The organism is Siccibacter colletis, assembly GCF_000696575.1.
GTDB lineage: Bacteria > Pseudomonadota > Gammaproteobacteria > Enterobacterales > Enterobacteriaceae > Siccibacter > Siccibacter colletis.
Map to the genome: position 1 here is coordinate 1 of NZ_JMSQ01000011.1, position 14,927 is coordinate 14,927.

The following is a 14,927-nucleotide window of genomic DNA, read 5'->3' on the forward strand; positions in this document are numbered from 1 at the left end:
AAAAAAACTAATAGGTAACCTATTGTTTCCTGTTTGTTAATTGCTGTTAACAATTGAACTCTGACGCCATGTCCAAGCGATTACCACCACTGAATGCATTACGTGTTTTTGATGCCGCCGCCCGCCACCTCAGTTTCACCAAAGCGGCCGAAGAACTTTTCGTCACGCAGGCCGCAGTAAGCCACCAGATTAAGTCATTAGAGGACTTTTTAGGGATAAAGCTGTTCCGGCGCCGCAACCGTTCACTGCTGCTCACCGAAGAGGGGCAAAGCTATTTCCAGGACATCAAAGAGATTTTTTCCCAGCTAAATGAGGCAACGCGCAAGCTGCAGGCAAGGAGCGCGCGCGGTGCCTTGACGGTCAGTTTGTTACCAAGTTTTGCCATTCACTGGCTGGTGCCACGTCTCTCAAGCTTTAACTCAGCTTATCCGGGAATCGACGTTCGTATCCAGGCGGTAGACCGGGAAGAGGACAAGCTGGCCGACGATGTCGACGTGGCGATTTTTTACGGTCGCGGCAACTGGCCGGGGCTGCGCGTGGAGAAACTTTACGCAGAATATCTGCTGCCGGTGTGCTCGCCGCTGCTGCTTACCGGCGACAAACCGCTGAAAACGCCGCAGGACCTCGAAAAGCACACGTTATTGCATGACGCTTCGCGCCGCGACTGGCAAACTTATACCCGCCAGTTGGGTCTTACTCATATCAACGTCCAGCAGGGGCCGATCTTCAGCCATAGCGCGATGGTACTGCAGGCTGCCATCCACGGTCAGGGGATTGCGCTGGCGAATAACGTGATGGCGCAGACGGAAATAGAGGCCGGGCGTCTGGTCTGCCCGTTTAACGATGTGCTGGTGAGTAAAAATGCCTTTTATCTGGTTTGTCATGACAGCCAGGCAGAACTGGGTAAAATAGCGGCCTTCCGCCAATGGATCCTGGCGAAAGCGGCCAGTGAACAAGAAAAATTTCGCTTTCGCTACGAGCAATAACAGATTCGCGTGCGCTGCACGCCTTACTTTAGGGTTATAACCACCATGACCAGCCGTTTCATGCTGATTTTCGCCGCGGTGAGTGGCTTTATTTTTGTTGCCCTGGGCGCGTTTGGCGCGCACGTGCTGAGCAAGACGCTCGGCGTTGTCGAGATGGGATGGATTCAGACCGGGCTTGAGTACCAGGCATTCCACACGCTGGCAATTTTTGGTCTGGCGGTGGCTATGCAGCGCCGGATCAGTATCTGGTTTTACTGGAGCAGCGTATTTATGGCGCTGGGTACCGTGCTGTTCAGCGGCAGCCTTTACTGCCTCGCGCTGTCGCATCTGCGTCTGTGGGCCTTCGTGACGCCGGTTGGCGGCGTCAGCTTCCTTGCCGGTTGGGTGTTGATGTTAATCGGCGCGCTGCGTCTTAAGCGTAAAGGCTCTGTGAATGAATAAAGTTATTTTGTACTGCCGCCAGGGATTTGAAAAAGAGTGTGCGGCAGAGATCACTGATAAAGCCGCCCGGCTTGAGGTGTATGGTTTTGCCCGCGTGAAGGATAACTCCGGCTACGTGGTGTTTGAATGCTACCAGCCTGACGATGCGGAAAAACTGGGGCGCGATCTGCCGTTCAGCTCGCTGATCTTTGCTCGCCAGATGTTTATTGCCGGTGAACTGCTTACCGATCTGCCGCCGGAAGACCGTATTTCTCCCATCGTCGGCATGCTGCAGGGCGTGGTGGAGAAGGGCGGCGATCTGCGGGTTGAGGTTGCGGACACCAACGAAAGCAAAGAGCTGATGAAGTTCTGCCGCAAGTTCACCGTCCCGCTGCGTGCCGCACTGCGCGAGGCGAAGGTGCTGACTAACTATGAAACCCCGAAGCGTCCGGTGGTGCACGTGTTCTTTATCGCGCCGGGCTGCTGCTATACCGGCTACTCGCTGAGCACCAACAATTCGCCGTTTTATATGGGTATTCCGCGTCTGCGCTTCCCGTCCGATGCGCCAAGCCGTTCTACGCTTAAGCTGGAAGAGGCGTTTCACGTGTTTATTCCGGCCGACGAGTGGGATGAGCGTCTGGCCAACGGCATGCACGCCGTGGACCTGGGTGCCTGTCCGGGCGGCTGGACCTATCAGCTGGTGAAACGCAACATGTGGGTCGCATCAGTAGACAACGGCCCGATGGCCCAGAGCCTGATGGATACCGGGCAGGTGACCTGGCTGCGTGAAGATGGTTTCCGCTATCGTCCGACGCGCAGCAACATCTCCTGGATGGTGTGCGATATGGTGGAGAAGCCGGCCAAGGTTACGGCGCTGATGGCGCAGTGGCTGGTGAACGGCTGGTGCCGCGAAACCATTTTTAACCTCAAGCTGCCCATGAAAAAGCGCTACGAAGAGGTGTCGCAAAACCTTGCCTCGCTGCGGGAACAGCTTGAATCCCAGGGCATTGCAGCCCAGATTCAGGCGCGCCAGCTCTATCACGATCGCGAAGAAGTGACGGTGCACGTGCGCCGCATGTGGGCCGCCGTCGGCGGTCGTCGCGACGAGCGATAAGCTTTCTCCTCTCACGCGCACCCACTTTTACGGTCGGGTGCGCGTCGCACATCCTCTACCGCTAAACTCTGCCCGCGGGTATGGCTTTCCCTTCAGGCGTGCCGGGCTAACCGCAGCTGCTGCAGATTCCCGTCGAGCTGTAAATCCGTTCTCAGACGCGCCACTTCGCGGCAGGTGAAAGCGCTGTCGCGGTGCGCTTCCAGCTTTTTACGCCACTTCTCCGGAACGTCATCCAGCCGGGCATACAGGTTTTCCAGCGTGCCGAATTCCGTAATCAACTGCGTGGCGCTTTTCGGGCCGATACCCGCTACGCCGCCAATTTTGCTACTGCTGATCCCCGCCAGCCCCCAGAAATCAGGTAGCTGTTGAGGAGCGACGCCGAATTCTGCGGCGATAAAGGGCACATCGAGCCAGCGTTTCTGGAAATAGTCGCGGATGCGAATGGTCGGAGACAGCAGCTGACAGTAGCCTTTATCAGTGGAAACGATCGTCGCTTCGTGACCGGCCCCGGCGATTTTTACCGCCAGCGTCGCTGCCAGGTCGTCGGCTTCATTCCCCTCCGAATGCCAGCAGGCGACGCCGCGGGCGATGAACGCCTCGCGCAGGCGCGGCATCTCAGCCACCAGATCGTCCGGCATCGGCGTGCGACCGGCCTTGTAATCGGCAAGCAGCTGATGCCGCCAGCCGCTGCTGCGGGCGTCGTCGTCAAATACCGCCACCGCGTGGGTCGGATTACTTTGTACCAGCAGCTGTTCCAGCGCGCTCAGACAGCCGTCGCGGCACGGGGAACCCTGCACGGCATGGATACGGCGGATCAGGTTTAAGGCATCAACAATTAATAAATGTACGGACACAGCGGGCGCTTCCTGCATAACAGAGTGGCGTAAGTGTGGCATTTTACGGCCCGGTCAGGCCAGGGGGGAAGTGTAAAACGGGAAAGCGGCGCGCAAATTCCTCTGCCCGTGGCGGGCAGAGGAAGCCGGACATCAGTCGCAGGCGACGATTTTCAGCGCCAGGCCGCCGCGGGAGGTTTCGCGGTACTTGGCGTTCATGTCTTTGCCGGTTTCGTACATGGTTTCAATGACTTTATCGAGGCAGACGCGCGGATCGCTGGTGCGGCGCATCGCCATGCGGGCGGCGTTTACCGCTTTCACGGCGGCAATCGCGTTACGCTCGATGCACGGTACCTGAACCTGGCCGGCGACCGGGTCGCAGGTCAGCCCAAGGTTGTGCTCCATACCGATTTCCGCGGCGATAAACACCTGCGCCGGGCTGGCACCGAGCAGCTCGGCAAGCCCTGCGGCTGCCATAGAGCAGGCCACCCCCACTTCGCCCTGACAGCCTACTTCAGCGCCAGAGATCGAAGCGTTCATCTTATAGAGCGACCCAATGGCGCTGGCAACCAGCATGTAGCGTGCCAGAGAGTTAGCGTTCACTTCGCGGATAAACTTGTTGTAGTACGCCAGCACCGCCGGAACAATGCCGCAGGCACCGTTGGTTGGCGCGGTTACCACGCGTCCGCCCGCTGCGTTCTCTTCGTTAACCGCCAGCGCAAAGACGTTGATCCAGTCCACTACGCTCATCGGATCGACGTTGGTTTTATCCTGGCTCACCAGCATGCGGCGCAGCGCGGCCGCACGGCGCGGAACGCGCAGCTTGCCGGGCAACACGCCCTCAGTGGTGGTGCCGCGTTCAATCCCGCCGTGCATGACCGCCCAGACGCTGGCGAAGTGTGCATCCAGCTCCTGCTGGGTATGCAGTGCCAGCTCGTTTTTCATCATCAGGCCGGAGAGCGACAGGCCGGTATCGTTGCAGTGTTTCTGCAGGTCTGCCGCGTTTTTGTAGGGATAAGGCACCGCTACGTCGCTGTCGCTGCTCTGCCCGAAATGCGCTTCATCAACGATAAATCCGCCGCCGATGGAGTAATACGTCTGGCTGTAGATGACCTGCTCGCCAGCCAGGGCAGTAATGCGCATGCCGTTCTCGTGCAGCGAGAGGTTATCGGCATGGAACACCATGCACTGGTCTACCGGGAACTCCACTTCATGCTGCCCCTGGGCCAGCATCAGACGTGAGTGGGTGTTCACATCCTGGATAAAGCCCGGGATGGCGTCGATATCGACCGTATCCGGCAGGTTGCCGGCGAGGCCCATAATAATGGCGATATCGGTGTGGTGGCCCTTGCCGGTCAGCGACAGCGAGCCGTACACATCGACCACGACGCGGGTCGTGTTGAGCAGCAAACCCTGAGCAACCAGATCGTCCACGAACTGTTTACCCGCCTTCATCGGCCCGACGGTATGCGAGCTGGAAGGGCCAATGCCGATTTTGAAAATATCAAATACGCTAATCATGATGCGTCCATGACGAGAAAAGAAGGATGGAAGAAGCGCCGCCGGGCGGCGGCGCTAAAGACTTAGCTGAAGAGGGAGTAGAAGATCGCAGAGATTGCGATAAGGCCCATGATGACTACGAACAGGTTGCTGATGTGGCCGCTGTACTTGCGCATCGCCGGAACTTTAGCAATAGCATACATCGGCATCAGGAACAGGATCATCGCAATGATCGGGCCGCCCAGGGTTTCAATCATCCCCAGAATGCTCGGGTTCAGCGTCGCCACAATCCAGGTGGTGACCAGCATGAACGCAGCAGTAATGCGGTTCAGCTTGTTAACTTCAATGGTTTTACCTTTACCGCGCAGAGACTTAATCACCATGCCGTTGAAGCCTTCACGCGCACCCAGATAATGGCCGAGGAAGGATTTGGTAATGGCGATAATCGCGATAATCGGTGCCATCCAGGCAATGATCGGCGCGTTAAAGTGGTTTGCCAGGTAGGAGAGAATCGAGATGTTCTGCTCTTTGGCGGCAGCCAGATCGGCAGGCGTCAGGCTCAGCACGCAGCTGAACACGAAGAACATCACGGTCAGCACCATCATAATGTGGGCAAACGCCAGAATTTTAGAGCACTTCTTCTCAGCATCCACGCCGTACTCTTCACGCTTCGCGACGGCGAAAGAGGAGATGATCGGGGAGTGGTTGAAGGAGAACACCATCACCGGGATTGCCAGCCACAGGGTCATCCACAGGCCGTTACCGGTGGTGCTTGCGCTGCTGAATGAGAGGGTATCCAGCGCGGCACCGCTCCATTGCGGGATCAGGTAGCAGGCCAGTAGCATCAGGGCGGCAACAAACGGGAACACCAGCACGCTCATCGCTTTTACGATCATCTGCTCACCGAAACGCACGATGGTCATCATACCGATAATCAGGATCAGCGAGAGCAGGGCACGCGGCGGGGACACCAGGCCCAGCTGGTGGGTAATGAAGCTGTCCACGGTATTGGTGATCGCCACGCTGTAGACCAGCAGGATCGGGTAAATCGCAAAGAAATAGAGCAGGGTGATGATTTTACCTGCGCCAACACCGAAATGTTCTTCTACTACTTCGGTGATGTCTTCGCCCGGGTTTTTACCGGACAGCACAAAGCGGGTCAGGCCGCGGTGGGCGAAATAGGTCATCGGGAAGGCAAGAATTGCCATGATGATCAGCGGGATCATGCCGCCAACGCCGGCGTTGATAGGCAGGAACAGCACGCCTGCGCCGATGGCGGTCCCGTAGAGGCCCAACATCCACATCGTGTCGGTCTTGCGCCATCCGCTTTTCGACTCGACGGAAGCAACCGTGCTGGTTTGAGTGGTTTCCATTTTTTCTCCTGGAGGAAGTAAATTGCCGATTTAATAGCCAAATATGGTGAAATATGTTCAGTCTTTAATATGAAATAGTGTTTCGGGTCGTATTTTTATAATTTTCACCCGTAATTGTTGGCGGGCGGAAAGATACATATAAGTTATCAATCTATCAGTGATCCCGATCTCAATTGCAATAATCCGCTCTCTGCGCGTCCGTTTTTAGATCAATCGACCGCAGGTCGTGAATTCTTCAACATTATATTGGCGCGAAGGCTATCACCAATGGCGAAAGCAATAAACGCTGCGGCAGGCAGATTCAGATATTTATCTTTATTCATGGGATTAAGCAGCATATTCAGTCAGTATAAAATCAACTTACTGAATAATTATGGCGAGACTCAGCGCGGAAAAGGCGTCGAAAGATAAGTTTTGCGTATGGATAAAAAGCGGACGACAGGGCGTCGTCCGCGAGCGGGATCAGGTACAAATTTCGTAGCAGGGGATATAAGCCGTGCCGGGAAGTTTCATGCGGTGCTGCGCGACAAAACCCTGGAGCAGGTCATCCATGCGCAGCATCATCTGCCGATCGCCGTGGATTTTATACGGACCCCAGGTTTCAATCGCTTTGATACCCACCTCTTTCACGTTGCCGGCAACAATGCCTGAGAACGCGCGACGCAGGTCGGCCGCCAGCTGTTCCGCCGGGCGATCGGGGTAGAGATTGAGATTCGCCATATTTTCGTGGGTCGGCACAAACGGCACCTGCAGGTCCGGCGCGATGCGGATCGACCAGTTGAAGCCGTAAGCATCGCCGGTTTCGCGACGGTTCTCTTTTACCAGCGGCATCGCTTTTTTCATCTGACGCGCCACCTCAGCGGCATCATCAATAATGATGGTGTAGTAGCGACGCGCCTGCTCCCCGAGCGTGCTGACGATGAACTCATCCAGTACGCGGAAATAATCAGCGCTCTCGCGCGGGCCGGTGAGGATCAGCGGCAGCACCTGATTATCGTTGTGCGGGTTCATCAGAATACCGAGCAGGTAGAGCAGCTCTTCTGCGGTGCCAACGCCGCCGGGGAAAATAATAATGCCGTGGGCGATACGCACGAAGGCTTCCAGACGTTTTTCAATGTCCGGCATGATAATCAGCTCGTTGACCAGCGGGTTTGGCGGCTCGGCCGCGATAATCGACGGCTCGGTCATGCCGATGAAACGGCCCTCTTTATAGCGCTGCTGCGCGTGGCCCACGGCGGCACCTTTCATCGGCGCTTCCATCGCGCCAGGCCCGCAGCCGGTGCAGATGTTCAGCTCGCGCAGCCCAAGCTGGGTGCCGACGCGGCGCGCATAGAGGTACTCTTTCTCGTTAATCGAGTGTCCGCCCCAGCATACCACCATGCTCGGCGCTTCGCCGACGTGCAGCGCCCGGGCGTTGCGCAGGATCGAGAACACCAGGTTGGTGATGTGGGTGGAATCTTCAAGGTTGAGGTGCTGGAAGCGGCCCGCGCTGCTGATTTGTCCGTTGACGAACAAAATATCGCGCAGTACCGCGAACAGATTAGCTTGCAGCGAGCGAATCAGACGCCCGTCAACGAAGGCGTCTTCCGGTGGGTTAATCAGCTCAAGCTTGACGCCGCGTTCGCGACGCAGCACGTTGATATCGAAATTTTCGAAGCGCGACAGCAGCTCTTTGCTGTTGTCGGTCAGGCTACCAGAATTAAGTACGGCGAGGGAACAGTTACGAAAAAGCTGGTACAGATCGCTGCTGGCGGTGCGCTTCAGCATGTCCACTTCCAGCTGCGACAGCATATCCATTGAGCCAAGCGGGCTAATATGTGTAATCAAGCTATCTCCTTATGGGGCGATGAAGGCCGCGCCCTGGAGTTACAATAGCCCTGCTCACTTCACTTTAACAACTCGCCATACACAATATTTGCGGCGATTACTGACGCACCAGTCGTCCGATAGCCGGCGTGTAGGGTACGTTGCTGCGCCACGGATTGATATCCAGCCCGCCGCGACGGGTATAGCGCGCATAAACGCTTAATGCTTCCGGCTGGCAGAAGCGCTGAACGTCGTTAAAAATGCGCTCGACGCACTGCTCGTGGAACTCGTTGTGATGGCGGAACGACACCAGATAACGCAGCAGCTTCTCACGGTTGATTTTCGCGCCGCGATAGCGGATCTGCACCGAGCCCCAGTCCGGCTGATTGGTGATCAGACAGTTGGATTTCAGCAGATGGCTGACCAGCGTCTCCTCAACCACCTCGTCGCCCGCAGCGCCCTGCAGGTAATCCGCGTTGAACGCGTAGTTGTCGATAGCGATATCCTGATCATCAATGCACTCGCCCTCAAAGCGCGCCACCGGCTGCCCTTCGATATCGGACAAACGGAACAGCGCAACGTTTACATCACCCTGCGCACAGGCGCTGAGGTCGCGTTGCAGCGTGGCTTTTACGTCGTCCCACGAGGCGAAGCGCGTCTGGTTAAAGCTGTTGAGATAGAGCTTGAAGCTTTTCGATTCCACCAGATTAACGCTGTCGGCATTCAGCTCGACCTGGCCGACGGCAACCTGCGGCAGACCGCGCGCGTTAAGCCAGGAGAGCTCATACAGCGTCCAGATATCGCCGCCGTGAAACGGCAGGGCATCGTCAAGCAGGCCCAGCGGCAGACGATTCATACTGCGCGGCACCGGTTGCAGCAGCGTGGCATCGTAAACGTCGCGGTAGTCGGTTGTTTTGCCGAGCGTCAGGCCTTGCAGCGCCTGATGATTTTCATAAGAGGACATGTGTCACCGTAATAAAGCAGGTAGTATATGGCGTTCGCACTAGTGTACCAGACGATGAGGATGAACGGCGTGGAGAGTGAAGTACAACAGGCACTGCGGGAGTTTACCGGGCGTTATTCTGATGCCTTTCGGGAAAAACACGGCACCCTGCCTGCCAGTGAAGCCCTGTACGGCGTGCCGTCGCCCTGTATCGTCACCAACCTGCAGGAAAGCGTTTTATGGCAACCCGCGCCCTTTAACGGCGAACCGCGGTTAAACGGGGTTGAAAAAGCCCTCGATATTTTGCTACAACCCACAGTTCACGCGTTTTATACCACGCAGTTCGCCGGTGATATGCCCGCGCGGTTTGATGGTATGGCGCTGACGCTGCTGCAGGTCTGGAGCGAAGACGATCTGGTTCGCCTGCAGGAAAACCAGATCGGTCATCTGGTCACGCAGAAGCGCCGCAAGCTGAGTCCGACGCTGTTCATCGCCACGCTGGAGGAGGAAACGGAGGTTATTTCCGTCTGTAATCTTACCGGTGAAGTGCTGCACGAGAAGCTCGGCGCTAAGCAGCGCACCCGTCTTTCGCCCTCGCTGGCGCTGTTCCTTTCAAGTCTCACGCCTGATGTGTAGTCCAGTTTGCTCACGGGTTTGTGAGAGATCTCTTACAAGCCTTGTGAGAGATCGATGCTTTGTAAGAAAAGGATGAAGAAGCGATAAGGAATTTTATTCTTACATTTCAATAAATTAATGTAATTCCCCTCTCTTTCAAACGAAACGTGACCCCCGGATTTATCCTAAGGTGGCTTGTAAGCCTGGCCGTAATCAAGGATTCTATACCTCGCCAACAGGACGTTGAGCAAATGTAGCGAACATCAGGATGATGACGCTGCGTTAAGCAGGACACACCAGAAGGTGCAGCAGGGAAGAGCTTCGGGATTGAAGCAGAGGATAACGCAGGACGGCGTAAGGGACACCTCCAGGAAGGAGATTGGGAGCCGAGAGGAGTTTCGGCGGGTCAGGATGACCAGGGATGATGTGTCAGGGGGGTGACACACATTAAATGTCAGGATGATATGCGCAGGATGCGGTACAAGGATTGTCGGTCAGGAGACCACAGGAAAAGTTTTCATGGATGAGCAGGGAGCAACCATGTAGCCGGACTGCTGCAAAACGAAACCGGGAGCACTGCTAAAGCAGTGCTCCCTTTTTTATGTTTTTTTCCCGCCAGCACGCTCGTGCTATTCTTCGCGTCTGTTTTTTAGAACGTTCAGGTCATCATGGAACACCATAACCGTATACGCCGCCAGCTGATGCGGATTGAAGAGGTATTGCGCGCGCACCAGCAGTGGCAGCCCGTCGCGCCAGACGCCTCCGCTTTTGAAAGTACCCAGCCCTTCTTCATGGACACCCTGACGCCGCACCAGTGGCTGCAGTGGGTGTTGCTGCCGCGTATGCACGCGCTGCTTGATGGCGGCCATCCGTTACCGAACGCCTTCGCCGTCGCGCCGTACTATGAAATGGCGCTGGAAGCGGCGCATGCTGGCCGCGATGAACTGCTGGTGGTCCTGCTGGATCTCGACAAGCTGTTTGCCGGTGACGACGCGTGACCATTGAAATCCTCTACCAGGACGAGTGGCTAATTGCCGTCAACAAGCCCTCCGGCTGGCTGGTACACCGCAGCTGGCTGGATCGCGATGAAAAAGTAGTGGTGATGCAGACAGTGCGTGACCAGATTGGTCAGCACGTCTTTACCGTCCATCGTCTCGATCGGCCAACCTCCGGAGTACTGCTGATGGGGCTATCGAGCGACGTCGGTCGTCTGCTGTCGCAGCAGTTCGAGCAGCATCAGATTCAGAAGCGCTATCACGCTGTGGTGCGCGGCTGGCTTGAGGGCGACGCGGTGCTTGATTATCCGCTGGTGGAGGAGCTGGATAAGATCGCCGATAAGTTTTCCCGCGCCGATAAAGATCCTCAGCCGGCGGTGACTCACTACAAAGGGCTGGCAACCACAGAGATGCCCGTCGCCACCGGGCGCTATCCCACCACGCGCTACAGCCTGGTGGAGCTGGAGCCGCAAACCGGGCGCAAGCACCAGCTGCGTCGCCATATGTCCCACCTGCGCCATCCGATGATTGGCGACTCAAAGCACGGCGATCTGCGCCAGAACCGCGCCGCGGCAGAGCACTTCGGCTGTAACCGTCTGATGCTGCACGCCAGCCGCCTGACGCTCACCCACCCGGTGACCGGCGAGCCGCTGGTGATTAACGCCGGGCTGGACCGCATCTGGATGGACGCCCTGTCACACTTTGGCTGGATTGGGCATCTCCCTGAAATCGAAAGGGTTGAGTTTCCCGAAGCCAGCGGTCAGGATGACGGCACGCAGGTTGATTAATCAGGAGTCACTCATGGCAGAAGTAGGCATTTTTGTCGGCACCATGTACGGAAACGCGCTGCTGGTCGCTGAAGAAGCGCAGGCAATTTTAAGCGAGCAGGGCCACCAGGCGCGGGTATTCGAAGATCCGACGCTTGCCGACTGGGAAGGGTATCGCCAGAAAATCGCGCTGGTGGTCACCTCCACCACCGGTCAGGGCGAACTGCCTTCCAGCATCGTGCCGCTGTATGAAGATATTCATGCGCGCATTGGTCATCAGCCCGAACTGCGCTACGGCGTGATTGGTCTCGGCGACAGTTCCTATACCCACTTCAACGGCGGTGCGAAAAAGTTTGATACGCTGCTGCAGGAGCAGGGCGCGACCCGTCTCGGCGAGCCGCTGTTTATCGATGCAGCGGACCATCCCGAGCCGGAAACCGTGGCGAATCCGTGGGTTGAACGCTGGGCCGCGCTACTGAGCTAACGCCTTTTATGGCTTATGCCCGCTCCGCCCGGAGCGGGTAAACATCCGCGTCAAGCGACGCCCGTCACACGTTTTGCCCTTCATACTTCCATACCGCCATTTTTCCGCACCTGTTTCATTTTTCGTGAACTACTCCCCATCGCTTTGGGCTTATGCAAGAAATCCCCCCGGCATGGGCATGCAATGTTGTGTGGCTGCACGGTGAGAGGGTGAATCCCCCTTCATATACTTTTCGAGCCGGTTACAAAAAACGCAGGGTTTCAGAGCGTCCTCTGAGCAAACTGCAACAACACCCACACCTCATTCTGATTACCCTACAGGTTGTGCTGTTCAGAATGAATGTAGCGACAAAGCTATAATTCAGGAGTGCAACAATGAATACAGTAAGCCAGGCGGCGCAGATGGCGGAGAAACGCACTAACGCCCGCTATTGGATTGTGGTGATGCTGTTTATCGTCACCTCATTTAACTATGGCGACCGCGCCACGCTCTCCATTGCCGGGTCGGAAATGGCGCGCGAGATTGGCCTTGACCCCATCGGGATGGGCTACGTCTTTTCTGCGTTTTCATGGGCCTATGTTATCGGCCAGATCCCGGGCGGCTGGCTGCTTGACCGCTTTGGCTCAAAACGCGTCTACTTCTGGTCCATCTTCATCTGGTCACTCTTCACCCTGTTGCAGGGCTTCGTCGATGTCTTTAACGGCTTCGGCATTATCGTCGCACTCTTCACCCTGCGCTTCCTGGTAGGTCTGGCAGAAGCCCCTTCCTTCCCCGGTAACAGCCGTATTGTGGCGGCCTGGTTCCCGGCCCAGGAGAGGGGAACCGCGGTGGCCATCTTCAACTCGGCGCAGTACTTCGCCACGGTTATCTTTGCCCCGATCATGGGCTGGCTGACCCACGCGGTGGGCTGGCACTACGTGTTCTTCTTCATGGGCGGCCTCGGGATCATCATCAGCTTTATCTGGCTGAAAGTGATCCATGAACCGAACAACCATCCAGGCGTGAATAAAGCGGAGCTGGAGTACATGGAGCAGGGCGGGGCGCTGATCAATATGGATCAGAAGAACGACCACAAAGTGCAGGTGCCGATGCGCGAAAAATGGGGGCAGATCAAACAGCTGCTGGCCTCGCGCATGATGATCGGCGTCTATATCGGTCAGTACTGCATCAACGCCCTGACCTACTTCTTCATCACCTGGTTCCCGGTATATCTGGTGCAGGCGCGCGGCATGTCGATTCTGGAGGCGGGGCTTATCGCCTCGGTGCCGGCGGTGTGTGGCTTTATCGGCGGCGTGCTCGGCGGAGTGATCTCCGACTGGCTGATGCGGCGCACCGGCTCCCTCAATATCGCCCGTAAAACGCCAATTGTGCTGGGCATGCTGCTTTCCACCACAATGGTGATCTGTAACTACGTGGACACCGAATGGCTGGTGGTTGGCTTTATGGCGCTCGCCTTTTTCGGCAAAGGCATCGGTGCGCTGGGCTGGGCGGTGATGGCAGATACCGCACCGAAAGAGATCAGCGGCCTGAGCGGCGGCCTGTTTAACATGTTCGGTAACGTCTCGGGGATCGTCACCCCTATCGCTATCGGGTACATCGTCGGTGTTTCCGGCTCCTTTAACGGTGCGCTGATTTACGTCGGTATTCACGCCCTGGTGGCGGTCCTCAGCTACCTGGTGCTGGTGGGCGACATCAAGCGTATTGAGCTGAAACCAGTACAGAGTGGGGTGAAACAATGAGTACTCAGGCAAGCCCGCGCGTGACGGACATGAAAGTGATCCCCGTGGCCGGGCAGGACAGCATGCTGCTTAACATCAGCGGGGCGCATAATGCCTGGTTTACGCGCAATATCGTGGTGCTGACCGACAGCGCCGGTAATACCGGGGTCGGTGAAGCGCCGGGCGGGGAAGTGATCTACCAGACGCTGGTGGACGCCATTCCGCAGGTGGTTGGGCAGGAGATTGCCCGCCTGAACCGCGTGGTGCAGCAGGTGCACAAAGGCAACCAGTCGGCGGATTTCGACACCTTTGGTAAAGGTGCCTGGACCTTTGAGCTGAAGGTGAATGCGGTGGCGGCGCTGGAAGCCGCGCTGCTCGACCTGCTCGGCAAAGCGCTCAACGTGCCGGTGTGTGAGCTGCTCGGGCCGGGCAAACAGCGCGACGCGGTAACCGTGCTGGGCTACTTGTTCTACCTGGGAGATCGGCGCAAAACCGATCTGCCTTATCTGGAGCAGGGCAAGGGCGATCACCCCTGGTATCACCTGCGCCATCAGGAGGCGCTGAGCGCAGAGTCCGTGGTGCGTCTGGCGGAGGCGGCACAGGATCGCTACGGCTTTAAAGACTTCAAGCTCAAAGGTGGCGTATTGCCGGGCGAGCAGGAGATTGAAACCGCAAAAGCGCTGAAACAGCGCTTTCCGAATGCGCGCATCACCGTGGACCCCAACGGGGCCTGGCTGCTGGATGAAGCCATTGCGCTGTGCAAAGGGCTGGGTGATGTACTGACCTATGCCGAAGATCCCTGCGGCGCGGAGCAGGGCTACTCGGGGCGCGAGGTGATGGCGGAGTTCCGCCGTGCAACCGGGCTGCCGGTTGCCACCAACATGATCGCCACCAACTGGCGCGAAATGGGCCATGCGGTGATGCTCAATGCAGTGGATATTCCGCTGGCCGACCCGCACTTCTGGACGCTCTCCGGCGCGGTGCGCGTGGCCCAGCTGTGCGATGACTGGGGGCTGACCTGGGGCTGTCACTCCAATAACCACTTTGATATTTCGCTCGCCATGTTTACCCACGTCGGCGCGGCGGCACCGGGCAACCCCACCGCCATCGATACCCACTGGATCTGGCAGGAGGGCGAAGCACGCCTCACCCGCGAACCGCTGGAGATCAAGGGCGGCACCATTCGCGTGCCGGATGCCCCAGGCCTCGGCGTCGAGCTGGACTGGCAGCAAATTGAACGCGCCCACGCGGCGTATAAACAGCTTCCGGGCGGGGCGCGCAACGACGCCGGTCCGATGCAATATCTGGTACCTGGCTGGACATTCGATCGCAAACGTCCGGCCTTTGGTCGCTAACTTCGCTGTGAAAAAGGA

The 14,927-nt window shown here is 57.4% G+C and carries 14 protein-coding genes; 9 read left to right on the forward strand and 5 right to left on the reverse strand.

The features are described 5' to 3' along the window. Positions 1–68: 68 nt before the first annotated feature. From gcvA to rlmM, 3 genes are read left to right on the forward strand one after another with little or no spacing between them, the layout of a single operon-like run. Positions 69–986, forward strand: a complete 918-nt coding sequence (gene gcvA, locus ET34_RS0113275) for a glycine cleavage system transcriptional regulator GcvA (protein WP_031522823.1) — start codon at positions 69–71, stop codon at positions 984–986. Between the two features lie 45 nt (positions 987–1,031). Continuing rightward, complete coding sequence (locus ET34_RS0113280; RefSeq protein WP_024550687.1) at positions 1,032–1,427, forward strand: DUF423 domain-containing protein; 396 nt, start codon at positions 1,032–1,034, stop codon at positions 1,425–1,427. Then, the gene (gene rlmM, locus ET34_RS0113285; RefSeq protein WP_031522825.1) at positions 1,420–2,520 is read left to right on the forward strand and encodes a 23S rRNA (cytidine(2498)-2'-O)-methyltransferase RlmM; all 1,101 of its coding nucleotides are present in this window, start codon (positions 1,420–1,422) and stop codon (positions 2,518–2,520) included. Before ET34_RS0113280 ends, rlmM begins: the two co-directional genes overlap by 8 nt. Positions 2,521–2,612: 92 nt before the next feature. On the opposite strand, the gene xni is transcribed toward rlmM, so the two are convergent. The 5 genes from xni to queF form a co-directional block, all read right to left on the reverse strand. Next, positions 2,613–3,374 carry a flap endonuclease Xni gene (gene xni / locus ET34_RS0113290; protein ID WP_031522827.1) on the reverse strand — a complete coding sequence of 254 codons (762 nt, stop codon included), beginning with the start codon at positions 3,372–3,374 and terminating at the stop codon, positions 2,613–2,615. A gap of 132 nt (positions 3,375–3,506) precedes the next feature. Continuing rightward, a complete protein-coding gene (locus ET34_RS0113295; protein ID WP_031522829.1) occupies positions 3,507–4,874 on the reverse strand; it encodes an L-serine ammonia-lyase in 1,368 nt (455 codons plus the stop codon). A gap of 62 nt (positions 4,875–4,936) precedes the next feature. Continuing rightward, entirely contained in the window at positions 4,937–6,226 is a 1,290-nt protein-coding gene (locus ET34_RS0113300; protein WP_031522831.1) for an HAAAP family serine/threonine permease, read from the reverse strand. A 462-nt stretch (positions 6,227–6,688) separates the two neighbouring features. Continuing rightward, the gene (gene ppnN, locus ET34_RS0113305; RefSeq protein WP_031522833.1) at positions 6,689–8,053 is read right to left on the reverse strand and encodes a nucleotide 5'-monophosphate nucleosidase PpnN; all 1,365 of its coding nucleotides are present in this window, start codon (positions 8,051–8,053) and stop codon (positions 6,689–6,691) included. Between the two features lie 97 nt (positions 8,054–8,150). Further along, positions 8,151–8,996, reverse strand: coding sequence for an NADPH-dependent 7-cyano-7-deazaguanine reductase QueF (gene queF, locus ET34_RS0113310; RefSeq protein ID WP_031522835.1), 846 nt, complete (start codon positions 8,994–8,996; stop codon positions 8,151–8,153). Between the two features lie 27 nt (positions 8,997–9,023). Between queF and syd the strand changes: the two genes are divergently transcribed. The 6 genes from syd to ET34_RS0113345 all read left to right on the forward strand — a co-directional run bounded on the left by syd (position 9,024) and on the right by ET34_RS0113345 (position 14,909). Then, positions 9,024–9,611 (forward strand): SecY-interacting protein, encoded by a 588-nt coding sequence (gene syd / locus ET34_RS0113315; RefSeq protein ID WP_169738122.1) that lies wholly within the window; start codon positions 9,024–9,026, stop codon positions 9,609–9,611. Positions 9,612–10,258: 647 nt separating this feature from the next. After that, the gene (locus tag ET34_RS0113325) at positions 10,259–10,588 is read left to right on the forward strand and encodes a YqcC family protein (protein WP_031522841.1); all 330 of its coding nucleotides are present in this window, start codon (positions 10,259–10,261) and stop codon (positions 10,586–10,588) included. Further along, on the forward strand, positions 10,585–11,373 hold the full coding sequence (gene truC / locus ET34_RS0113330; RefSeq protein WP_031522843.1) for a tRNA pseudouridine(65) synthase TruC: 789 nt from the start codon (positions 10,585–10,587) through the stop codon (positions 11,371–11,373). The genes ET34_RS0113325 and truC overlap by 4 nt, the downstream gene beginning before the upstream one ends. A 13-nt stretch (positions 11,374–11,386) precedes the next feature. After that, positions 11,387–11,836 (forward strand): flavodoxin, encoded by a 450-nt coding sequence (locus tag ET34_RS0113335; protein WP_031522845.1) that lies wholly within the window; start codon positions 11,387–11,389, stop codon positions 11,834–11,836. Positions 11,837–12,210: 374 nt separating this feature from the next. Beyond that, positions 12,211–13,575, forward strand: coding sequence for an MFS transporter (locus tag ET34_RS0113340; RefSeq protein ID WP_031522847.1), 1,365 nt, complete (start codon positions 12,211–12,213; stop codon positions 13,573–13,575). Next, on the forward strand, positions 13,572–14,909 hold the full coding sequence (locus tag ET34_RS0113345) for an enolase C-terminal domain-like protein (protein ID WP_031522849.1): 1,338 nt from the start codon (positions 13,572–13,574) through the stop codon (positions 14,907–14,909). The genes ET34_RS0113340 and ET34_RS0113345 overlap by 4 nt, the downstream gene beginning before the upstream one ends. Positions 14,910–14,927 lie beyond the last annotated feature (18 nt).